At 66.8% G+C, this 20,692-nt stretch carries 20 protein-coding genes and 1 tRNA gene; 7 read left to right on the top strand and 14 right to left on the bottom strand.

Going from position 1 to position 20,692, the window contains the following annotated elements:
* Positions 1-34: 34 nt before the first annotated feature.
* The 5 genes from WB461_RS02250 to WB461_RS02230 are packed head-to-tail and all read right to left on the bottom strand — an operon-like array spanning position 35 to position 5,381.
* Positions 35-1,510, bottom strand: coding sequence for a peptidoglycan D,D-transpeptidase FtsI family protein (locus WB461_RS02250; RefSeq protein ID WP_423851094.1), 1,476 nt, complete (start codon positions 1,508-1,510; stop codon positions 35-37).
* Entirely contained in the window at positions 1,507-2,889 is a 1,383-nt protein-coding gene (locus WB461_RS02245) for an FtsW/RodA/SpoVE family cell cycle protein (protein WP_423851093.1), read from the bottom strand. The genes WB461_RS02250 and WB461_RS02245 overlap by 4 nt, the downstream gene beginning before the upstream one ends.
* Positions 2,877-4,178: a PP2C family protein-serine/threonine phosphatase gene (locus WB461_RS02240; RefSeq protein WP_423851092.1), complete on the bottom strand. Its 1,302-nt coding sequence runs from the start codon at positions 4,176-4,178 to the stop codon at positions 2,877-2,879. Before WB461_RS02240 ends, WB461_RS02245 begins: the two co-directional genes overlap by 13 nt.
* 3 nt (positions 4,179-4,181) lie before the next feature.
* Positions 4,182-4,658 (bottom strand): FHA domain-containing protein FhaB/FipA, encoded by a 477-nt coding sequence (locus WB461_RS02235; RefSeq protein ID WP_423851091.1) that lies wholly within the window; start codon positions 4,656-4,658, stop codon positions 4,182-4,184.
* Positions 4,659-5,381: an FhaA domain-containing protein gene (locus tag WB461_RS02230; protein ID WP_423851090.1), complete on the bottom strand. Its 723-nt coding sequence runs from the start codon at positions 5,379-5,381 to the stop codon at positions 4,659-4,661.
* A 156-nt stretch (positions 5,382-5,537) separates the two neighbouring features.
* On the opposite strand from WB461_RS02230, the gene WB461_RS02225 reads away from it, so the two are divergent.
* A tRNA-Leu gene (locus WB461_RS02225) sits at positions 5,538-5,620 on the top strand.
* 114 nt (positions 5,621-5,734) lie between these two features.
* Here the strand turns inward: WB461_RS02225 and WB461_RS02220 are convergent.
* The 5 genes from WB461_RS02220 to WB461_RS02200 form a co-directional block, all read right to left on the bottom strand.
* Positions 5,735-7,573 (bottom strand): phosphoenolpyruvate carboxykinase (GTP), encoded by a 1,839-nt coding sequence (locus tag WB461_RS02220; protein WP_423851089.1) that lies wholly within the window; start codon positions 7,571-7,573, stop codon positions 5,735-5,737.
* Between the two features lie 151 nt (positions 7,574-7,724).
* Positions 7,725-8,021, bottom strand: coding sequence for a DUF4235 domain-containing protein (locus tag WB461_RS02215; RefSeq protein ID WP_423851088.1), 297 nt, complete (start codon positions 8,019-8,021; stop codon positions 7,725-7,727).
* A gap of 5 nt (positions 8,022-8,026) precedes the next feature.
* Complete coding sequence (locus tag WB461_RS02210) at positions 8,027-8,584, bottom strand: type 1 glutamine amidotransferase domain-containing protein (protein WP_423851087.1); 558 nt, start codon at positions 8,582-8,584, stop codon at positions 8,027-8,029.
* A gap of 64 nt (positions 8,585-8,648) precedes the next feature.
* Complete coding sequence (locus WB461_RS02205; protein WP_423851086.1) at positions 8,649-8,930, bottom strand: WhiB family transcriptional regulator; 282 nt, start codon at positions 8,928-8,930, stop codon at positions 8,649-8,651.
* A 43-nt stretch (positions 8,931-8,973) separates the two neighbouring features.
* Entirely contained in the window at positions 8,974-10,233 is a 1,260-nt protein-coding gene (locus WB461_RS02200; RefSeq protein ID WP_423851085.1) for a YncE family protein, read from the bottom strand.
* Between the two features lie 87 nt (positions 10,234-10,320).
* On the opposite strand from WB461_RS02200, the gene WB461_RS02195 reads away from it, so the two are divergent.
* Both WB461_RS02195 and WB461_RS02190 read left to right on the top strand, forming a co-directional pair.
* Positions 10,321-11,124, top strand: a complete 804-nt coding sequence (locus WB461_RS02195; protein ID WP_423851084.1) for a crotonase/enoyl-CoA hydratase family protein — start codon at positions 10,321-10,323, stop codon at positions 11,122-11,124.
* Between the two features lie 49 nt (positions 11,125-11,173).
* Entirely contained in the window at positions 11,174-11,938 is a 765-nt protein-coding gene (locus tag WB461_RS02190; protein WP_423851083.1) for a class I SAM-dependent methyltransferase, read from the top strand.
* Between the two features lie 19 nt (positions 11,939-11,957).
* Here the strand turns inward: WB461_RS02190 and WB461_RS02185 are convergent, their stop codons facing one another.
* The 3 genes from WB461_RS02185 to WB461_RS02175 all read right to left on the bottom strand — a co-directional run bounded on the left by WB461_RS02185 (position 11,958) and on the right by WB461_RS02175 (position 14,045).
* Positions 11,958-12,230 carry a DUF2277 domain-containing protein gene (locus tag WB461_RS02185; protein ID WP_423851082.1) on the bottom strand — a complete coding sequence of 91 codons (273 nt, stop codon included), beginning with the start codon at positions 12,228-12,230 and terminating at the stop codon, positions 11,958-11,960.
* 32 nt (positions 12,231-12,262) lie between these two features.
* Positions 12,263-13,408 carry a glycerophosphodiester phosphodiesterase gene (locus WB461_RS02180; protein ID WP_423851081.1) on the bottom strand — a complete coding sequence of 382 codons (1,146 nt, stop codon included), beginning with the start codon at positions 13,406-13,408 and terminating at the stop codon, positions 12,263-12,265.
* Positions 13,409-13,517: 109 nt separating this feature from the next.
* A complete protein-coding gene (locus WB461_RS02175) occupies positions 13,518-14,045 on the bottom strand; it encodes a TetR/AcrR family transcriptional regulator (protein ID WP_423851080.1) in 528 nt (175 codons plus the stop codon).
* 96 nt (positions 14,046-14,141) lie between these two features.
* On the opposite strand from WB461_RS02175, the gene WB461_RS02170 reads away from it, so the two are divergent.
* Positions 14,142-15,668: an MFS transporter gene (locus WB461_RS02170; RefSeq protein WP_423851079.1), complete on the top strand. Its 1,527-nt coding sequence runs from the start codon at positions 14,142-14,144 to the stop codon at positions 15,666-15,668.
* A gap of 22 nt (positions 15,669-15,690) precedes the next feature.
* Here WB461_RS02170 and WB461_RS02165 read toward each other — a convergent pair whose 3' ends face one another.
* On the bottom strand, positions 15,691-16,242 hold the full coding sequence (locus WB461_RS02165; protein ID WP_423851078.1) for a TetR/AcrR family transcriptional regulator: 552 nt from the start codon (positions 16,240-16,242) through the stop codon (positions 15,691-15,693).
* A gap of 47 nt (positions 16,243-16,289) precedes the next feature.
* Between WB461_RS02165 and WB461_RS02160 the strand changes: the two genes are divergently transcribed.
* From WB461_RS02160 to WB461_RS02150, 3 genes are all read left to right on the top strand, one after another.
* A complete protein-coding gene (locus WB461_RS02160) occupies positions 16,290-17,831 on the top strand; it encodes a carboxyl transferase domain-containing protein (RefSeq protein ID WP_423851077.1) in 1,542 nt (513 codons plus the stop codon).
* 70 nt (positions 17,832-17,901) lie between these two features.
* On the top strand, positions 17,902-19,770 hold the full coding sequence (locus tag WB461_RS02155) for an acetyl/propionyl/methylcrotonyl-CoA carboxylase subunit alpha (RefSeq protein WP_423851076.1): 1,869 nt from the start codon (positions 17,902-17,904) through the stop codon (positions 19,768-19,770).
* Complete coding sequence (locus WB461_RS02150) at positions 19,770-20,690, top strand: hydroxymethylglutaryl-CoA lyase (protein ID WP_423851075.1); 921 nt, start codon at positions 19,770-19,772, stop codon at positions 20,688-20,690. The genes WB461_RS02155 and WB461_RS02150 overlap by 1 nt, the downstream gene beginning before the upstream one ends.
* Positions 20,691-20,692 lie beyond the last annotated feature (2 nt).

Genomic DNA, 20,692 nt, shown 5'->3' with positions numbered 1-20,692 from the left:
ACGGATCCGAGCGGGTTGTTCGCTGATGGGTAGGTCATTTTCCGAGCACGGCCTCCATGACGGAGCGAGCGATCGGGCCAGCCAGGCGACCGCCGGCGATCTCATCTCGGACCGTGTTGCTGGATTCGACGAGCACCGCGACGGCGACCTTCGGGTCCTTGCCCGCAGGAGCGAAGGACACGAACCAGGCATACGGTGGGCGGTCGGGAGTGGATTGCGCGGTACCGGTCTTGGCGCCGACGTCGACGCCGGGAATCATCGCCGAGGTCGCGGTGCCACGAGTCACGGTGCTGATCATCATCTTGCGCAGCTTCGCGGCGTTGGAGCCGCTCATGGCCTGACCGAGGCGTTCGCCGGACGGCCGGTCCAGGACGCGCAGGTCGGGCGCGCGGACGGTCTTGACGACGTACGGCTTCATGACCTCGCCGCCGTTGGCGATGCCAGCGGCGACCATGGCCATCTGCAGTGGAGTCGTGGCGACCTCGAACTGTCCGATGCCGGACTGCGCGAGCTGAGGTGCCTCAAGCTGGCTGTCGGCGCCAGCGAACCGGCTGGGGTTTGCTGCGATCCCGTCGATCGGGTCGGTTCCGAAGCCAAACTTCGCGGCTTGGGTGGCAAGCTTGTCCTGCCCGATCTTGCCGGCCAAGGCGCCGAACGCAACGTTGCACGAGACGTTGAGCGCACGCTCGAAGGTGATCTTGTCGCCGCCGCAGTTGCCGCCGTTCTCGTTGGGCAGCGTGTACTGGATTCCGGGGAACTTCAGCAGGGCGCCGGCCTTGATCTTGTCGTCGATGTTGTCGACGACACCGTTCTCCAGAGCCGCCGCGGCCGTCACGAGCTTGAATGTCGAGCCGGGTGGGAGCGTCTGCTGCGTCCCCCGGTTGGTCATCGGCTGGTCCTTGTCCGAGGTGAGCGCGTTCCACGACTTCTGCACGGCGCTGAAGTCGTGGCTGGCCAGCCGATTGGGGTCGTACGAAGGCTGGCTCACCATGGCCAGCACCGCGCCGGTCTGCGGGTCGAGCGCGACCACGGCACCCTTGGTGTTCTTGCCGAGCCGCTGGAGGCCTTCGGCGGCGGCCTTCTGCGCCAACGGGTCGATCGTCAGCTCGACGCTGCCGCCCTTGGCCCTCTTGTTGGACACCAGATCGACCACCCGGTTGACGAACAACCGGTTGTCGCTCCCGGACAGCACCCTGTTCTGAGAGTTCTCCAGGCCGCCGCGACCGAAGACGTAGGAGAAGTAGCCGGTGAGCGGTGCGTACAGGCCACCATCGGGATAGCGCCGCTGGTACTTGAACTCGTCGGACGCCTTGACGCTCTCGGCCACGGGCTTCCCATCGACGAGGATCGCACCGCGGTCACGCGAGAACTCCTCATTGATGACCCGTTTGTTGCCATTCTTGGCGTTGAGGCTGTCGGCCTGGACGAACTGCACATAGTTGAGGTTGACCAGCAGCGCGAGAAACAGCACGAGGCAGGCGACGGCGATGTTGCGGATCGGTCGGTTCATGCCAGCTTCACCACCTGGGTCTCCTCGTTGCTGTCGAACGAGGAGATCTCGGGGGCGGGACGTCGGGTCTGGTCGCTGATTCGCAGCAGCAGGCCGATGATGGCCCAGTTCATCACGACGGAGGAGCCACCCTGTGCCATGAATGGTGTGGTCAGACCCGTCAACGGGATGAGCCGGGTGACGCCGCCGACGACGACGAAGACTTGCAGCGCAAACGAGAAGGCAAGGCCGGCTGCGAGCAGCTTGCCGAAGGCGTCGCGGCACGTCAGCGCAATCCTCAGACCCCGCTCGGCGATGAGTCCGTAGATCAGCAGGATCGCCATGAGCCCGGTGAGCCCGAGCTCCTCGCCCATCGATGCGGCGATGAAGTCGGAGAAGGAATAGGGCGTGAGCTGGGGGCTGCCCTGACCCAGCCCCTTGCCGAGCACGCCGCCGTGCGCGAGTCCGAACAGGCCGTTGATGATCTGACCATTGGCGTCTGGATCGCCGAACGGGTCGAGCCACGCGTCGAAGCGAACCCGCACGTGGCTGAAGGCGAGATAGCCGAAGTATGCGCCGACGGTGAACAGACCGGCGCCGACGATCAACCAGCCCGGTCGCTCGGTCGCGACGTAGAGCATCACGACGAACAGGCCGAAGAACAGCAGCGACGAGCCGAGGTCACGCTGGAAGACCAGGATGCCGACGCTGATGAGCCAGCCGCCGAGGATCGGACCGAGATCGCGTCCCCGGGGCAGGTCGATGCCCAGGACGCGGCGACCCGCGAGCGCCAGCGCATCCCGCTTGACCACGAGATATCCCGCGAAGAAGATCGCGAGACAGACCTTGGCGGCCTCACCGGGCTGGAAGCTGAACGGACCGAAGTTGACCCAGATGCGTGCACCGTTGATCGTGCGCCCGAAGTGTGGAAGCAGCGGCAGGATCAGTAGCGCGATCGCGGCGAATCCGAAGGTGTAGGTCAGCGACTGCAGTCGGCGATGATCACGCACCAGGATCAAGATCCCGGCGAAGGCCGCGACACCCAACCCGGTCCAGACCAACTGGGAGTTGGCGAACGCGGCGCGGTCGGGGTTGATCTGCTGCCGACCGAGGTCGAGGCGGTAGATCATCGCGAGTCCCAGGCCGTTGAGTGCGATCACCAGCGGCAGCAGCACAGGGTCCGCGTAGGGCGCGACTCGGCGCACGATGAGGTGGGTGGCGATCGCGAGGACGATCAGCGCGGCGCCGAGCTTGTACGTGTCTGCCGGGACCGTGCCCTCGGCTCCCAGACCGACCGCCGCATACGCAGCGATGCCGATGAAGACCGCCAGCACGGTCAGCGCAAACTCGGCCCCTCGCCGCTTGCGAGGGACCCATGCGGGCGTCGTCATTGAAGCCATACCGCGCTCGCGGCTGCCGCCGAGGTGGTCTTGCTGGGTGTCGGCTTCCTGCTCGGGGTCTTGGTCGGCGCCGGGGTTGGCCTGACGGCGAGCTGGTCAAGTTCCGCGACGGTCTTCTCGGCATCGGCCCTGCTGGAAGCCTGGATGCCAGCCTCTACCTGTTGGCGCCGGAACTCCGGCAGGGAGGACAGCTCGACATCGGTCACCCGCTCCACGTGCTGCAACGTGATGCCGGGGATGTCGGCCTGGACACCGCGGAAGATCGTGACCTTGCCGTTGTCAGCCGCGACGAAGTACTGCTTCTGCGACCAGTCGTACGCGTATGCGCCGACCGCGCCGAGGATCGCCATGATCACGACGAGAGCCGCCACCCAGCGGAACCAGCGGTTTCGACTCGGTGGCCGGGGTGCGTAGCGGAGCTCTTCGGGGTCGAGGTCGGCCGCCTTGCGGCGCGTGGCGTCGGTGCCGCTGGTGCCTTCGCCCGTGCGGGGCCGTTCCTGGCTTGCGGCGGCGCCGACGAGCTGCGGCTGTCCGTCGGCCGAGGACAGGTTCTCGTCCGGCTCCGTGCCCAGCCGGACGAACTCGGCGATGACGACGGTGACGTTGTCGTAACCGCCACCCTCCAGCGCCAGGCGGACGAGCTCGGTCGCTGCCATGTCGATCGTCTCCGCGCCCAGTGTGCGGCGGATGACGTCGTCGGTGACCATGTCGGTCAGTCCGTCGCTGCACAACAGGTAGCGATCGCCGAGGCTCGGCTGCAGCCAGCTGAGGTCGGCGGCGTTGTCGTCGCGACCCAGCATGGCTCGCAGGATCAGCGAGCGGTGCGGGTGGACCCTCGCCTCGGCCGGAGAGATGCGACCCTCGTCGATCAGGCTCTGGACGAAGGTGTGGTCCGTGCTGATCTGGGTCAGCTCAGGCCCGCGAAGGCGGTAGACCCGGGAGTCACCGATGTGGGCAAAGGCGAACTTCTCGCCGTCCCACAGCAGGGCGTCGAGCGTCGTGCCCATGCCCTCCACCGCGGGATCGGCCGTGATCAGCGCGGCAAGGCGCTCATTGGCGTCGTCGACCGCCTGCTCGAGAGCCGCCATCGCGTCGCCGTCGAGGTCACTGCGGTCGAGCTGCCGAATGACGTGCATCGTCTCGGACGAGGCGAGCTCGCCCGCAGCAGCACCGCCCATGCCGTCGGCAACGACCAGCAGGTGGTCGCTGGCGTAGCCGGAGTCCTCGTTGCCGGCTCGGCGCAGACCGGTGTCGCTCAGTGCGACGTAGCGGTAGGTCAGTTCGGTCATGGATTACTTCTGCAGCTCGACGATGGTCTTGCCCAGTCGCACTGCGATGCCCAGGCCGATGGGGATGGGTGAGGTGATGCGCTGGCTGCCCAGGTAGGTGCCGTTGGTTGAACCGAGGTCCTCGACGAACCACTGTTCACCGTTGGTCGCGAAGCGCGCGTGGCGGGTCGACACGTAGTCGTCGTCGAGCCGGATCGCGGCATCGGTGCCGCGGCCCAGGAGGATCGGGGTGTCGCCCAGCGGGACGCTCTGTCCGGCATTGGGTCCGGACACGACCTGCAGCTTGGTCGGGACTCCGCGGGGCGTCTTGCGGCTCCGAGACCGTGCCGGTGCCTTCTGCTTGGTCTTGGCCGGCCGGGGGGACGCGGGTGCCTTGGCACCGAAGATGTCCGAGCGGATGACCGACACCGCGGACAGCACGAACAGCCACAGCACGGCCAGGAAGCCCAGCTTGATCAGCGTGAGGGTGAGCTCGGACATCTACGCCTCGACCTCCGTCACGCGGATCACGATGACGGTGTTGCCCAGCCGGATCTCCGACCCGTCCACCACGACCCCGGTCTTGACCCGGTGACCGTTGAGGACGACGCCGTTGGTCGAGTCGAGGTCGACGACGGTCACGGTGGTCTCGGTGCCGCTCTGGTGGATCTTGATCTGGCAGTGTCGCCGCGAGATGCCGGGGTCGTCGATCTTGAGATCGGCTTCGTTGCCTCGACCGATCACGACGCCGGGTGGATTCAACGGGTGCTTCATCCCGTTGACCTCGATCAACACGTTGGAGCCGCGGATGGCGGTGTCGGTCATTCGCTGTCCGACGACCGGGGTGACTGAGGCATTGGTCTTGCTGCGCACTCGGAAGCGTCCGGTGCTGAGATTGCCGGAGTTGGTGAATGCGATCTCGAGCGGACCGGCCATCGTGTAGCGCTGCTCCACGACGTGCTCCTTGACCAACGTCGACAATTCGTCGACCAGGGTGTTGCTGAACGGATCGAGCCGCTCGAAGTCCGACGGTGACAGTTCCACGGTGAAGACGTTGGGCACGAGCATCCGCTCACGCGACAGGATGTGCGCGGAGTTGTCGACCTCGCGCTGCAGGGCTGCGGCGATCTCGACTGGCTGCACGGCGCTGCGGAAGGCCCGGGCGAACGCGCTGGAGACAGCTCCCTCGAGGCGTTGCTCGAATCGCTGCAGCACCCCCGCCATCGGCCTCCACCCTTCTGTCGTCGCGTCCGTACCCTGCGATCGTATCTGCAGAGGCCGCCCGTCCCGCATCTCCGTCGAGGACAGGCGCGCGGAATCAGTTCTCGCGCGGCCTGTTAGACTCGTTTACCGGTCCCTGAGCAGTCGTGTGGGGACCACGCGCGGGTGGCGGAATGGTAGACGCGCTGGCTTCAGGTGCCAGTGTCCGCAAGGGCGTGGGGGTTCAAATCCCCCCTCGCGCACAAATGCACAGCAGCCCCGGTGGTGAGGAATCCTCGCCACCGGGGCTTCGCCTTTTCCAGGAGTCTTCGCGCGAGCGTGGTGTGTGGGAACGGGGAGCTCGTGTGGTCCGCGCCTCAGGCCTCGGCGTCAAGGGAGGCGGCGACGCGACGGTGCGCCACCCAGATCTCCTCGGGAAGATTGGTGAACTGCTGCAGGTGTTCCTCGCGGAATCCCATCTCCTGACGCCAGCGTTGATTGTCGATCGACAGGATTGTCTCGAGGTCCTCCGGCGTGATGTCGACGCCGTCGAGGTTGAGCTCCTCGGCAGTCGGGATGATGCCCACCGGGGTCTGTCGACCCGAGACCTCACCGTTCTTGAGCTGCAGTAGCCACAGGAGTGGGCGCAGGTTGTCGCGGTATCCGGGCCACAGGAAGTGGCCGTCCTCGGGGTCCCGCTGGAACCAGTTGACGTGGGCGAAGATCGGCAGGTCCTTGGCCGCTCCGACGATCTTGAGGTAATGCGCGGCGTAGTCACCCTCGCCGTAGGCCATGAACGGCCGGTTGGACATCGGGTCGTACCGCAGCTGACCCTCGACACCCTCGGCGGCCGAGGTGGCCTCGGCGCCCAGCGTCAGGCCGTCGTAGACGCCCTCAGCCAGATCGGTGATGGCGCGGATGAGCGGCTCACGATCACGGGTGCGGCCTCCAACGATGATCGCGTCGATCGGGACGCCGGTCGCCGCGTTGTAGTCCGGGGCGATGTTCGGGACGTTGTCCAGCGTGGTGGTGAACCGACTGTTGGGGTGCGCCCACGGGCTGTCATCGCCCGCCTCGCGATCGGCGATCGGTGCACCCGTCCAGTCGAGCCAGCCGCTCGGATCTGCCGGCGGTGCGGGGGTACGTCCTTCCCACCACACCTCGCGGGTCGTGGGGTTGTAGGCGATGTTGGTGAAGATTGCCTCGGTGCCCTCGGCGATGGAGGACAGCGCCGTGGGGTTGGTGCCTTCGTTGGTGTCCTTCGCGACCCCGAAGACGCCGTACTCCGGGTTCATGCCGTAGAGCTTGCCGCTGGTCTCGTCGACCCACAGCCAGGCGATGTCGTCACCATAGAACGACACGTGGTAGCGATCGCCGAGCACGTCCGGCGCCAGCATCATCGCGAGGTTGGTCTTGCCCGAGGCGCTCGGGAAGCCACCGCAGATGTGGTGCGTCTTGCCGGTCTCCTTGTCGTGAATGCCGATCAGCATGTATTGCTCGGCAAGGAACTTACGGGACGCCCATCCGTCGTACGCGGCCTGGCGAAGGCCGTGGGCGATCTTGCCCAGCAGCGCATTTCCACCATAAGACGAGCCGAAGTGCAGGATCGTGCGCTCGTCGGCGACGGTCACGAAGTAGCGCTGGTCCTCTGGCGTGCCCTGGCCCAGATTCTCCAGGTCACCGGTCACGTGGACTGCGCGCACGAACTGGTCAGGATCGTCGAGCCCCTCGAGGAACTCGACACCGACGCGAGCCATGCGGATCATGTGCAGGACAACGGTGCGGGTGTCGGTCACCTGCACGCCGGTGGCCCACGGAGCGAGCGCGTTGCCGGGAGGTGCCATCAGATACGGGATGACGTACATGGTCTTGCCCTGCGAGGCGCCGCGCATGCGGTCCTCGAGCATGGGCCGCATCTCCGAGGCCGGGCGCCAGTTGTTGTAGACGCCCTTGTCCTCGGGGTTGTTCGTCGCGACAATCGTGCGCTCTTCCGAGCGCGCCGTGTCCTTGACATAGCTGCGGGAGTAGTAGAGCCCCTCGCCTGCCGGTTCGAGCTCGCCGGCCTCCAGCGCCTCGGCGATCAGTCGCGCGTCGTCGGACGCACCCACCACCTCGATCCGACCTGCTCCGGTGAGCTCAGCCCAGTGGTGCACGTATTCACGCACCCGGGGGTTGCTGAGTCCTGCTTCGTCCAGTGCTGCATCAACGTCGGCCATCGCTCGATCATGCCCTCTCAACTTGCAGAACGCACTCACGGGTGGCGCGAATCTCACCGAACGGTATCGCAGGTGAAGATTTCTTCACGCGACGCGATTGTTCACAGTGAGGGGTCCTGCACCGCGGAGCGCGTCGCTGCTGCACGCATGATCACGAACCGGGCCACTCCCCCGTCACGCGCTGGAAGCCCTTGGCACCCTGGCGCTGGATGATTGCCTTGACCGCGGCGTAGATCGCGCCCTGCAGCACGGCAGCGACGAGGATCTCCTTGAATCCGTATTCCGACTGCAGGGCACCGGGAGGATCGGCGTCGTCGCCCGCGCTGACCCGCTTCCAGATGTTCTTGAACAGCAACGACGCGATCAGGCCGCCGATGATCGAGCTGATGAGTCCGACCGGCCGATACAGGATCTTGGCCGAGGTGCTGGGCTTTCGGGTCGCAGACACGGCGCTCAGGCCTCCGAGAAGACGTCGGTCAAGGCGGAGTTGAACGCGTCGAGGTCGTGGGGATTGCGTGACGTGACCAAGTCCCAGCCCTCTGCCGTGCAGTGGAAGACCTGCTCATCGACCCATGAGCCGCCCGCGTTGGTGATGTCGGTTCGCAGACTCGGGTACGAGGTGAGCGTCTTGCCGGGGAGCACGCCGGCCTCGACCAAGGCCCAGGGGCCGTGGCAGATGGCGGCGATCGGCTTGCCGGCCGCAACGAACTGCTTGACCAGAGCCACCGAGTCTTCGTCGGCACGCACCTTGTCGGCATTCACGGTGCCGCCGGGGATCACCAGCGCGTCGAAGTCAGCGACGCTCACATCCGCGACGACCGAGTCGGGATCGAACTCCTCGTCCTTGTCGACGTCGCCGACCATGGACTGCACCGGCGACTTCTCGGGTGCGATCAGGGTCGGCTCTCCGCCGGCATCGAGCACGGCCCGCCAGGGAGACGTGAGTTCTGCCTTCTCCACTCCGACCTGCGAAGTCAGGAAGGCGATCTTCTTTCCAGTCAGTCTGCTCATGTCGCTCCTCGTATCGAAGTCGTACCGACGCAGGCCTCGGGGCGGTGTCCTCCGTCGCGGCAGTTCAGCTCGCGATGTTGCGGTACAGCACGGCACGCTCGCCCTCGCTCATGCCACCCCACACGCCGTAAGGCTCCTGCACAGACAGAGCATGCTCTCGGCAGCGATCGATCACCGGACACGTGAGGCAGACCTTCTTGGCGTTCTCCTCGCGCCGGATGCGCTTGGCGCCGCGTTCGGCCTCGGGCGAGAAGAAGACGTCACTGTCGGCGCCCATGCACGCGCCCTGGTACTGCCACTCATACTTCTCGATGAGCGGTACGGGGAGTCTCTTGACGTTCACCATGGGTCGGTAGTGCCCAGCGAGGACCGGGCTAAACCTGCCTACCTCATTTCCAGGCAGTCAGCACCTTGGCCGCGACCCGGCCCTCCCGAATCCGCTGCGGATGATCGCCGACGGGGATGCGCTTGACGATCTTCTTGGTGGCGTAGTCGATGACGGCCACCTGGTCGTTGCCGCTGGTGGACATCCAGCAGGTCTTGCCGGTCGGCCCGGTCGTGGCCCAGTACGGTTTGGGGCCGACGGGGATGATCGTGTGTCGGAAGGATTCGCGGCTGACGATCGCTGCGTAGTCCGACATCGTGCCCGCGACGCACAGCGAGGTGCCGGCTGCATTCATCGCGATGCCGTGGTGTGCCGAGTTGAGGACGTACTGGGACTCGGGGGTCTTCTTGGCCTCTTCGCTCTGCGGCAGGAGCGCTACCCGAGTCACCTTGCCCGCTCCGGCGGTGTCGAACTCCACGAAACCGTGGAAGAACGACACCTGGAGGTACACGAATCGCTCGTCGGGAGCGACCGCCATGGGGCGGACGGCCGAGCTCATGCCCGGGTAGCCGGCCTCGTCGAGCTTCTGCCCGATGTCCCACTGCTTGGTGATCCCGAAGGTCTTGTTGTCGACGATCTGGAAGACCTGCTTCCCCTTGACGATCGAGGCCGCCTGACCCAGGGCTCCCAGATTGCCTGGGACGTAGACCCGACCGATGCTGGCGTGGAAGATGCGGTCACCGTTCTTGGTGTAATTGCTCTCGTGGGGTGTGTCACCGGAGGGGAACTCGCGCAGCTTGCGCCCCGTCCGCAGCTCGAGCTCGTGCACCTTGTTCGCTGTCGAGTCGGACACCAGCAGGCGTCTGCCGTCCGGCGAGACTCCCATGTGGTCGGTGCGGTAGCCCTCCATCGGAAAGCGCCACGCGATCTTGCCGGTTGCGAGGTTGATCCCGACGACGTCGGCGAGGCTGGGTCGGGACACGGCCAGCAGGGTTCCGTCAGGAGTGCTGAACATGTCGTCGACGAGCTGGTCATGACCTTCGCCCACGAGCTGGCCGATGGCGAGGTAGTACGCCAGCTTGACCGGGTTCGCCTTGATCTCGGCTATCCGTGCTGCCCGGTCCGGCGCGACATCGACCCGCTTGAGCCGGCGGTACGTCGCAGCGTCGATGACATCGGCCGTGCCGTCCCAGTTGTTGCCGACGTACATCACGGTGCGTGGACCGGGCGATGTCGCGGCATCGGCAGGACCTCGCGCGATGGCCCAGACGGTGACGGGAATGAGCAGGATCAGACCGACAGTGGCCAGCAGGGGACGATGCATGGACTGATCAACGCGCGCCTGTGCGCCGAAGTTATGCCGGCGATGGGAGTGCGGCACGACCGTGGCCTGCCCGGATATCATCCCCGCATGACTGAACCCCGTGTGCTCACCGAGATCGATGGCCCGATCGCGTACGTGACTCTCAACCGGCCGGACAAGCTCAACGGTGTCGATCTTGAGCTGATCGACGAGCTGATCGCGGCGGCCGAGGCGCTCCGGGGCAACCGGGACATCCGCGCGGTCGTGCTGCAGGGCAGCGGTCGCTCGTTCTGTGCCGGACTCGACTTCGGCGCGGCCTTCAAGGACAAGCGGCGGGTCGCCCGGTTCTTCTTCGCTGGCCCGCGGATGGTCAACCGTTTCCAGAAGGTCACGGCCATCTGGCGCGATCTTCCGGTTCCGGTCGTCGCAGTGGTGCATGGACACTGCTACGGCGCGGGCGTTCAGCTCGCTGCCGGGGCGGACCTGCGGTTCACGACACCAGACGCGACCTGGTCGATCCTCGAGGCGAAGTGGGGGCTCGTCCCCGACATGGCCGGGACGGTGCCGTTCGGGGAGCTGCTTCCCGCCGACGTCGTGATGCGGCTGTCGATGACTGGCGAATCGATCACCGGCAAGCGGGCGGTCGAGCTGGGTCTGGCCACCGAGGTCAGCGATGACCCGCTCAAGGCCGCACTGGGTTTCATCGAGCAGATCATCGAGCGGTCTCCCGACTCGGTCGCAGCGACCAAGCGCCTGCTGTACGCCAACCGGCACCAGAGTCTCCGCAAGGCCTACCGACTTGAGCGGCGGCTGCAAGCAGCAATGTTCAAGTCCAAGAACACGACCATCGCTCGTCGGGCCGGCATGGCCAAGGAGAGCCCCGCCTTCGGGCCGCGGACGTACGGCCCGTAGTTCGGCCGGCGATTCGGGCTGCGTGCCAGGGGTTGTTACTGTGTTCGGCGTGAGTGACGACAAGCCTTCCAAGAAGGTCGCCAACCAGTACGAGCGCGGCTACGACTACACCAAGTACTGGGACAACCGGGACTACGAGAACGCCGCGGAGCACATCGCCATCCGGCGCCTGCTGAAGGGCAACCACTTCCGTCGGGCCGCGGACATCGGTGGCGGTTTCGGCCGACTGTGCATCTTGCTGCGGACGTTCTCGGACGAGGTCACCCTCGCCGAGCCGGCCGCATCACAGCTCGAGGCAGCCAAGAAGGTGCTCGAGGGCACCGACATCGCGCAGCTCCAGATGCAGGCTGACGACCTCAAGTTCGCCGACGGTGAGCTCGACCTGATCACGATGATCCGCGTCATGCACCACCTACCGGATCCGACGGCCGAGTTCGCCGAGATCGCGCGCGTGCTCGCGCCCGGTGGCACCGCGATCATCGAGGTAGCCAACTACGGCCACTTCAAGAACCGTCGCCGACACAAGAAGGAAGGCACGCCGCTGCCGACCGAGCCGGTCAACATCCGCACGGTGAAAGCCGACGAGCCCGACGCGATCGCCTTCGTCAACCACAACATCGACACGGTGCTCGGCCAGCTGCAGGCTGCGGGACTGGTGCTCGACAGCAAGCTGTCGGTGTCCAACCTGCGCAGTCAGAAGCTCAAGCGGGCGCTCCCGACCCGTGCACTGCTCACTGCCGAGCGCGCAACCCAGCGCCGGCTGGCCAAGAAGAACTTCGGCCCGAGCATCTTCCTCAAGCTCCGCAAGGTCTGACTTTCCGCGCGAGGTTGGCTCAGGCGGGGGCGTAGCGTCGGGCGGCGCGCGCCCGGGCCTTGGTGGCCTCGACCTCCCGATCCTTGGGCGCGGCGGTTGTGACCAGGTCCTCGAGGAGGTGCCCGGTGATGTGGGCGATCTCGGCGACGGCGCGGTTGAACGCTTGCTCGTTGGCCTTGGACGGCTTGGCCGAACCGCTGACCTTGCGGACGTACTGCAGGGCGGCGGCGTGCACCTCGTCCCCGGTGGCGGCGGGCTCGAAGTTGTGGAGCGTACGGATGTTGCGGCACATGTCCTCAGGCTAGAACAGCCGCCCACCGAGCACTAGTGCCGCTGCCACCAGTCCCGGGCAGCATCGGCGCTGTCGGTGTAGTCGGCGAAGACCCCGTCCAGGCCCGCCTCGAAGAACCGCTCGAGCTCGCCGAAGATGTCGCCCTTCGTATTCGGTGACGTTCCGTCGCGGAAGTCGGCGGGCAGGAACCGGTTCTCGTCTCGGAAGGTGTACGCGACGACCTTGAGCCTCGCGCGGTGTGCATCCTTGACCAGCGGCGTCGGGGATGTGAGGAATCCCTGGGCGTCGCGCGGGATGACGCTGTTCTTCTCCGGACCGAGCCAGTCGGCGTAGGTTGCGACGTCGCGCAGACCTGCGGGCGTCATCAGGTCGGCGTACGTCCGTGGGTCACCGGCAGCAGCCAGGTCGTACGGTGCGCCGGAGGCGGATGTGAGCTGGACCAGCGGCACCCGGGTCTGCTGGGCGAGACTGCGCAGATTTCCGGTCTCGAAGGACTGGATGACGACCCTGGAGCGGGAGGAGTCACGATGCGCCCGGCGCAGCGACCGCAGCATCGGCTGCTCGAGCGGAAGACCGACCGTTCGGAAGTACGTGGGGTGCTTGGTCTCGGGGGCGACGCCGATCACGCGACCCCGCTTGCGGCCCTCACGGTTCGCCAGCGCCAGGACCTCGTCAAAGGTCGGAATCTGGAACATGCCGTCGTAACGAGTGTTGCCGGCACGCACGGACGGCAGCCGTTCCTTGGCGCGTAGGGTGCTGAGCTCGCGGAGCGTGAAGTCCTCGGTGAACCACCCGCTCTCGGCAACCCCGTCGACGACCTTGGTGGTCTTGCGCTCAGCGAACTCCGGGTGGTCGGCGACGTCGGTCGTGCCGCTGATCTCGTTCTCGTGCCGGGCGACCAGGACGCCGTCCTTGGTGCTGACCAGATCGGGCTCGATGTAGTCGGCGCCGAGTCTGATCGCCAGCTCGTACGCGGCGAGCGTGTGCTCGGGACGGTAGCCGGAGGCACCGCGGTGGGCGAAGATGGTGATGGCCTGGTGGCGGCGGTCCGTTGTCGTGGGTGCGGTCGTGGGTGTCGTACTGGTGGCGGCCGCTGGTGCGGTCACGGCTCCGGTGGCGAGCGCGGCGACGCCGACGGCGTGGACTGTGCGGCGGACGTACGGGTGAACGAAAGTCATGACCCGAGTCCACGTGCGTCAGGTGTCGGAGCCGTGCACGCTACGGGCACGACGGGTGAACAACGGTCGATTGTTGCGTGGAATCGGTCCCGGCGCGGCAGCTTCCCGGCTAGAGGACGTCGAGGCGCCTGAGCACGTCGCGTACGTGCTTGAGCGCGTTCTTCTCGGTGAGCCCGGTCGTGTCGGCGAAGTAGAGTCCGTCACCGATCAGCTGGATCGTCCGTGCGAGCGATTCGTCACCCAGGTGCTCGCGGAGCACCGTGAACCAGCCCTCGCGCAGATCTGCGAGAGCCGCCGAGGCTCGTGAGTCACTCTCCTGCGCGATGCGTCCGGCGGCCACCAGTGCGCGATCGAAGTCGCTTCCGGTGTTGATCGAGGTCGCGAGGTAGAACTCGACCGGGCCCTTCTTCGCAGTGCGCATCTTGGCGACGTCGGTGTCCCCCTGCTCCCGAAGCCGATCCAGCATGCCGTCGACCAGCTCGTCCTTGCTGTGGAAGTGGTAGAGCAGGCCTCCCTTGGAGACCTCGGCCTCGGCCGCCACCGCGTCGAGCGTGGCCGAGCGACTGCCCCCCGTCACCAGCAGGGTCTCGAAGGCGTCGAGCAGGCGATCTCTGGTTGATCGTTCCCCGGCGGTCATGCGCCCACCCTACCGAGAGGAATATCACCATCGATCGGGTCATTGACTGTACCGTCTGGACGGTATAGTCAACTCGAACGACGAGAGGAGGACCCGATGACCACCATCGACCCGCGCTACCGCGCCGAATCGACCCAATCACCGCGCGCCGGAGTGCGCGACTGGCTGGCGCTGGGCGTCCTCCTGCTGCCGGTCCTGCTGACCTCGATCGACAACACGGTGCTGAGCTTTGCCCTGCCACAGGTCAGCACCGCACTGCACCCGACGGGTGAGCAGCTGCTGTGGCTCGTAGACATCTACCCGCTGATGCTCGCGGGCCTGCTGATCGCTATGGGGAGCATCGGCGACCGGATCGGGCGGCGCAAGCTCCTGCTGGTCGGCGCTTTCGGCTTCGGCGTCGCTTCGGTCTTCGCCGCGTACAGCCCGAGCGCGGAAGCACTGTTCGCCTCACGGGCGCTGCTGGGCGTCTTCGGTGCGACCTTGATGCCGTCGACGCTGTCGTTGATCCGCAACATCTTCACGAACCGTGAGGATCGCCGACTCGCGGTCGCGACGTGGGCCTCGGCGTTCGCCGGCGGCGCGGCGCTCGGCCCAGTCGTCGGCGGGTGGCTGCTCGAGCACTTCTGGTGGGGCTCGGTCTTCTTGATCAACGTGCCGATCATTGCGGTCTTCCTGGTGGCCGCGGTGCTGCTGCTTCCCGAGTCTCGTGATCCACGACCCGGCCGCGTGGACCTGCCCAGCATCGTGCTGTCGATGACGGCGATGCTGCCATTTGTCGTCGGCATCAAGCAGGTCGCCGAGCACGGCGTGAGCGAGGTCGCGATCGTGAGCTTCACCACCGGGATCGTCAGCGGGCTCCTGTTCGTCCGGCGCCAGCACCGACTCGTCGAGCCCATGGTCGACATGTCGCTGTTCTCCGACCGGGTCTTCAGCGGTGCGATCGTGGCGAACCTGCTGAGCCTGATGGGCTACGCCGGCTTCGTGTTCTTCGCGGCACAGTTCCTCCAGCTGGTGGCAGGCCTGTCCCCGATGTCGGCGGCGACGGTGCTGCTTCCGGGGCTGGCCGTGACGGTGCTCGGAGGCTTCGCCGCCGTACGACTGGTGCGGCTCTTCCCCGCCCGGGCCCTGGTGGCGGGCAGCTTCGTGCTCTCGGCCTCGGGCTACGGCATCGCGGCGTTCCTCGGGACGCCCACGACGTGGTCGATCATGATCGCGTTCACCGTGCTGGGACTGGGCATCGGGTTGGCCGAGACCTTGACCAACGACCTGATGCTGTCGAGCGTGCCGCCGCACAAGGCGGGTGCGGCGTCGGCGATCTCCGAGACGGCGTACGAGGTCGGCGCGGTGCTGGGAACCGCGGTGCTCGGAAGCATCCTGACCTCGGCGTACCGCTCGCACCTGACGGTGCCGGCCGTTGCGCGCTGGGGAGGTGGTGACTCCTCGTTCGAGACCCTCGGTGGCACGATGGAGTACGCCGACAACTATCCCAATGTCGTCGGTGAGGAGCTCGTGCGATCCGCGCACGCTGCCTTCGACCTGGGCGTTCAGATGACCTCGGCCACGGCGATCTTCGTGGCTCTCGCGGCCGCTGTCGTGTCCTGGCGCACCCTCAAGGACGCCTGACCGGTACCGTCCGCGCCTCGGCCTAGGCGCGAAGCGCCGATCGCGCCATCAGCGCCAGCCTGGAGCGCATCACGGCCTCGCTGATCCGCGCACTGTGTGGAGTCGAGTTGAGCAGACCGAAGGTCGCCTGGACCACGGCTCTGGCCTCTCTGGGATCCAGGTCGTCTCTCAGGCCTCGCAGCACGGCGACCCAGATGTCGACATATGCCAGCTGCAGGCGACGGACCTGCTTGCGCCCCGTGGCATCCAGGTTGGCCCACTCGCGCTCCTGGATGACGATGAGCGCGGGGTGACCCAGTGCGAAGTCGATGTGCCACGCAATCAGCCGTTCGAGTGCCGCCGCGGGACTGGCTGCCGCGGCGGCCCTGGCCTCTCCCTCGGCGAGAAGCTCCTCGCTGACTGCGGTCAGGGACTGGGTGAGGATGTCGTCCTTGCCCGCAAAGTGCTTGTAGAGCGCGGGTCCGGAGATCCCGCAGGCGCTGCCGATGTCATGGACCGAGACACCATGAAAGCCGCGCTCGGCGAACAATGCTGCGGCGGTGTCGAGGATCTGCTGGCGTCGGGACGTGCTCACTGCGCCACTGTAGCCGAAACTGGTTAACGACTGTTAACCTTTGATCCATGCGCCAACTCGTGGAAGAGCTGCGGACCACCCTCGCCACCGTGCGCGCAGGGGGGAGCGCGACGTCTCGGCAACGGCACGTCGCCCGCGGCAAGCTGCTGCCCCGCGACCGCGTCGATCATCTGTTGGATCCCGGCTCGCCCTTTCTCGAGATCGCGCCCCTGGCGGCTCACGAGATGTACGGCGGCGAGGTTCCCAGTGCAGGAATCGTGACCGGTATCGGGCGGGTAAGCGGCCGGGACTGTGTGATCGTGGCGAATGACGCGACAGTCAAGGGCGGCACCTACTACCCGTTGACGGTCAAGAAGCACCTGCGAGCACAAACCATCGCGCAGCAGAACAACCTGCCGTGCATCTACCTGGTCGACTCCGGCGGCGCATTCCTGCCGATGCAGGACGAGGTCTTCCCCGACCGGGAGCACTTCGGCCGCATCTTCTACAACCAGGCTCAGATGTCGGCGGCGCAGATTCCGCAGATCGCCGCCGTCATGGGATCGTGCACCGCTGGTGGGGCGTACGTTCCGGCGATGAGTGACGAATCGGTGATCGTCAAGGAGCAGGGCACGATCTTCCTGGGCGGCCCGCCGCTGGTCAAGGCTGCGACGGGCGAGGTCGTGACGACCGAGGACCTGGGTGGCGGCGACGTCCACGCCCGGCTCTCCGGGGTCGTCGACCACCTCGCGGACGACGACGAGCACGCCCTGCAGATCGTCCGGTCGATCGTCGGCACGCTCGAACGGACGACCAGTGTGCCGCCGCCGCACGAGCCGGTCGAGCCGGCCGAGGATCCTCAGACGCTCTATGACGTGGTGCCGGTCGACGGGCGTACGCCCTACGACGTTCGGGAGGTCATCCGCCGGGTCGTCGACGACTCGCGCCTGCACGAGTTCAAACCTCTCTACGGTGAGACCCTGGTGTGCGGCTTCGCCCGGATCTGGGGCTACCCGGTGGCGATCATCGCCAACAACGGAATCCTGTTCAGCGAGGCCGCACTCAAGGGTGCCCACTTCATCGAGCTGGCCAATCAACGCGGCATCCCGCTGGTCTTCCTGCAGAACATCACCGGGTTCATGGTCGGTCAGGAGTACGAGAACAAGGGCATCGCCAAGGACGGCGCCAAGCTCGTCACCGCGGTCGCGTCCTCGGTCGTCCCGAAGTTCACAGTGGTGATCGGCGGATCCTTCGGTGCCGGCAACTACGGTATGTGCGGCCGGGCGTACGAGCCGCGGTTCCTGTGGATGTGGCCCAACGCGCGGATCTCGGTCATGGGCGGTGAGCAGGCCTCTGCCGTGCTCGCAACGGTGCGCCGAGACGGTATCGAGGCCAAGGGGGGCGAGTGGTCCGCGGAGGACGAAGAAGCGTTCCGCGCGCCGATCCGCGAGCAGTACGACGTGCAGGGTTCGCCTTACTACTCCAGTGCACGGCTGTGGGACGACGGCATCATCGACCCGGTCGACACCCGCCGCGTGCTCGGCATGGGTCTGTCGATTGCCGCAGCCACCCCGACGCCGGCGCCTCAATTCGGCGTCTTCCGGATGTAGGGGGCGAAATGTTGCGTCGGCACCTTTTGAATCGACTCTGCGGTTACGCCGCGAGAAACCGAGTGATCGCATGACGTTCTCGAGTGTCCTGGTCGCCAATCGCGGCGAGATCGCCCGGCGGGTGATCCTGGCCTGCCGTGAGGCTGGTCTGCGCAGCATCGCGATCTACTCCGACGCTGACACCGATGCGCCCTACGTGCGGCTGGCCGACGATGCGGTGCACGTCGGTCCGACCCCGGCCAGTGAGTCGTACCTCTCGATCGATCGGGTGCTGGCTGCGGCCAAGCAGTCCGGTGCCGAAGCGGTGCATCCCGGCTACGGCTTCCTGTCCGAGCGAGCTGAGTTCGCCCGGGCCGTCGTCGACGCTGGACTGGTGTTCATCGGGCCGACCGCCGATGTGATGGACGCGATGGGTCGCAAGGACCGCGCCCGGACGATCGCCGAGCGCGCCGGTGTCCCTGTCGCGCCACACTTCGACCCGCAGGAGGTGCCGGGCGGTGCCTTCCCCGTCCTGGTCAAGGCTGCGGCCGGCGGGGGCGGCAAAGGCATGCGGATCGTCCGCGAGGCCGGTGGCCTTGCGGCCGCAATCGACGCGGCTCGTCGGGAGGCGGTGTCTGCCTTCGGTGATGACACGCTGCTCGTCGAGAAGTACGTCGAAGCCGGACGGCACATCGAGGTGCAGGTCTTCGGGGACGAATCCGGGCACGTGGTGCACCTGTTCGAGCGCGACTGTTCGGTGCAGCGCCGGCACCAGAAGGTCATCGAGGAGGCGCCGGCCCACGGACTCAGCGACGAGCTTCGCCGAACGCTGCACGACTCGTCCGTCGCACTGTGCCGTGAAGTCGGCTACACCGGCGCCGGCACGGTCGAGTTCCTCGTCGCCGATGGTCAGGCGTACTTCCTGGAGATGAACACCCGCCTGCAGGTCGAGCACCCGGTCACCGAGGAAGTCACCGGCCTTGATCTTGTGCAGTGGCAGCTGCTGGTTGCCGCGGGCCACGATCTGCCGCTGACCCAGGACCAGATCACCGCGAGGGGCCACGCGATGGAGGTCCGGGTCTACGCCGAGGATCCGTACGCCGGCTTCGTCCCCCAGGCGGGACACGTTCTCGCCGCTGCGTGGCCCGAGAATGTTCGGGTCGAGACCGATCTGCTCGGCGATCAGGAGGTCTCGACGGCCTACGACCCGATGCTGGGGAAGATCGTCGTCGCCGGCACGGACCGCGAGGACGCCCGTCTGCGCATGCTCGCCGCGCTCGACGACACGGGGATCTTCGGCGTGACGACCAATGTGGGTTTCGTCCGGCGACTGGTCGCGAGCGACGAGTTCGCCGCCGGCCGGGTCCACACCGCCTGGCTCGACAGCGACGCGGCCACGGACCTGTTGGCCGCGCCGCCCCTGTCGGAGCCGGCAGCACGAGCCGCAGCCTTGCTGTGGGCTGAGCTGACGCTTCCCGATGGCAGCTCGCCGCTGTCGATTCACGACGGCTGGCGCTCCGGCGCCGATCCCGCCGCGCTCCGGATCGTGCTGGTGGATGAGGCCGACCGCACCTGGGAGCACACGTTCGACGGCGACGAGAAGTCCTTCGCGGCCGAGCTGGCGATCGCGGACACCGACGGCCTGACGATCGCGTGGCGAGGTCAGACTTGGCGACTCGACGCCCCCGATCCGATGCGCGGTGGACACCAGCGCGGTGCCGCCACCGACGCGGATCTCGTGTCACCCATGCCCGGCACGGTGCTGCGGGTCGATGTCGTGCCGGGAGACATCGTGACGCTCGGACAGCAGCTCGGTGTGGTGGAGGCGATGAAGATTGAGCTGTCGTTGGTGGCTCCCTACGATGGCGTCGTTTCGCACGTCGGCGCCAGCGTCGGTGACCAGGTGCCGATCAGACATGTGCTGTTCACGGTCGATCCGACGGATGTGCAGGAGGCGTGATGACACCGATGATCGTCCGCGACCCCGGACTCCCCGAGCGGGTCACGATCTACGAAGTGGGACCGCGCGACGGTCTGCAGAACGAGGCCGCGATCGTGCCGCTTGCCGACAAGATCGAGTTCATCGGCCGACTCGTTGCCGCTGGGCTGCCCATCGTCGAGGCCACGAGCTTCGTGCACCCCCGATGGGTCCCGCAGCTCGCCGACGCCGCCGAGCTCGTCGCCGGCCTGCCGATCGACGGGTCGACCCCGCTGCCGGTGCTGGTTCCCAACGAGCGGGGCCTGGAGCGCGCACTGGATGCAGGCTGCCCGCACATTGCGATCTTCGGCAGCGCGACCGAGACGTTCGCGCAGAAGAACCTCAACGCAACACTGGACTCCCAGTTCGCGATGTTCGAGCCGGTGGTGTCCCGCGCACAGGAAGCAGGCGTCGACGTTCGGGCGTACGTCTCGATGTGCTTCGGAGACCCGTGGGAGGGTCACGTTCCGATCGAGCAGGTCGTCGAGGTCGGCACCCGGCTGCTCGACCTGGGCGCTTCGCAGCTGTCGATCGGCGACACGATCGGCGTGGCGACCGCGGCCCACGTCGGCGCGTTGATCGACGCCTTCGGAGCTGCGGGGGTCGATGTCGACCGGCTGGCGATGCACTTCCACGACACCTACGGGCAGGCGCTGGCCAATGCCTATGCCGCGCTGCGACACGGCATCACGACCTTCGACGCCTCGGCCGGCGGCCTTGGCGGGTGCCCCTACGCCGAGAGCGCGACCGGCAATCTGGCGACCGAAGACCTGGTGTGGATGTTGACGGGTCTGGGCATCGAGCACGGCGTTGACCTCGAGGCGTTGGTGCAGACCAGCGTCTGGATGGCTGGCGTGCTCGGCAAGGAGCCGGCCAGCACCGTCGTCCGGGCCCTGGGCTGATC

Origin of the sequence: Aeromicrobium sp. (genome assembly GCF_049587115.1) — a bacterium.
Classification (GTDB): Bacteria; Actinomycetota; Actinomycetes; order Propionibacteriales; family Nocardioidaceae; genus Aeromicrobium.
This window is presented reverse-complemented; position numbering and strand designations above follow the sequence as displayed.

Excerpts from the sequence above, each read along its gene's own strand:
- WB461_RS02235 (WP_423851091.1), bottom strand. The coding sequence starts at position 4,658 with ATGTCCGAGCTCACCCTCACGCTGATCAAGCTGGGCTTCCTGGCCGTG.
- WB461_RS02155 (WP_423851076.1), top strand. The coding sequence starts at position 17,902 with ATGACGTTCTCGAGTGTCCTGGTCGCCAATCGCGGCGAGATCGCCCGG.
- WB461_RS02200 (WP_423851085.1), bottom strand. The coding sequence starts at position 10,233 with ATGCATCGTCCCCTGCTGGCCACTGTCGGTCTGATCCTGCTCATTCCC.
- WB461_RS02220 (WP_423851089.1), bottom strand. The coding sequence starts at position 7,573 with ATGGCCGACGTTGATGCAGCACTGGACGAAGCAGGACTCAGCAACCCC.
- WB461_RS02245 (WP_423851093.1), bottom strand. The coding sequence starts at position 2,889 with ATGGCTTCAATGACGACGCCCGCATGGGTCCCTCGCAAGCGGCGAGGG.
- WB461_RS02170 (WP_423851079.1), top strand. The coding sequence starts at position 14,142 with ATGACCACCATCGACCCGCGCTACCGCGCCGAATCGACCCAATCACCG.
- WB461_RS02210 (WP_423851087.1), bottom strand. The coding sequence starts at position 8,584 with ATGAGCAGACTGACTGGAAAGAAGATCGCCTTCCTGACTTCGCAGGTC.
- WB461_RS02150 (WP_423851075.1), top strand. The coding sequence starts at position 19,770 with ATGACACCGATGATCGTCCGCGACCCCGGACTCCCCGAGCGGGTCACG.
- WB461_RS02230 (WP_423851090.1), bottom strand. The coding sequence starts at position 5,381 with ATGGCGGGGGTGCTGCAGCGATTCGAGCAACGCCTCGAGGGAGCTGTC.
- WB461_RS02180 (WP_423851081.1), bottom strand. The coding sequence starts at position 13,408 with ATGACTTTCGTTCACCCGTACGTCCGCCGCACAGTCCACGCCGTCGGC.
- WB461_RS02175 (WP_423851080.1), bottom strand. The coding sequence starts at position 14,045 with ATGACCGCCGGGGAACGATCAACCAGAGATCGCCTGCTCGACGCCTTC.
- WB461_RS02160 (WP_423851077.1), top strand. The coding sequence starts at position 16,290 with ATGCGCCAACTCGTGGAAGAGCTGCGGACCACCCTCGCCACCGTGCGC.
- WB461_RS02185 (WP_423851082.1), bottom strand. The coding sequence starts at position 12,230 with ATGTGCCGCAACATCCGTACGCTCCACAACTTCGAGCCCGCCGCCACC.
- WB461_RS02195 (WP_423851084.1), top strand. The coding sequence starts at position 10,321 with ATGACTGAACCCCGTGTGCTCACCGAGATCGATGGCCCGATCGCGTAC.
- WB461_RS02205 (WP_423851086.1), bottom strand. The coding sequence starts at position 8,930 with ATGGTGAACGTCAAGAGACTCCCCGTACCGCTCATCGAGAAGTATGAG.
- WB461_RS02240 (WP_423851092.1), bottom strand. The coding sequence starts at position 4,178 with ATGACCGAACTGACCTACCGCTACGTCGCACTGAGCGACACCGGTCTG.
- WB461_RS02250 (WP_423851094.1), bottom strand. The coding sequence starts at position 1,510 with ATGAACCGACCGATCCGCAACATCGCCGTCGCCTGCCTCGTGCTGTTT.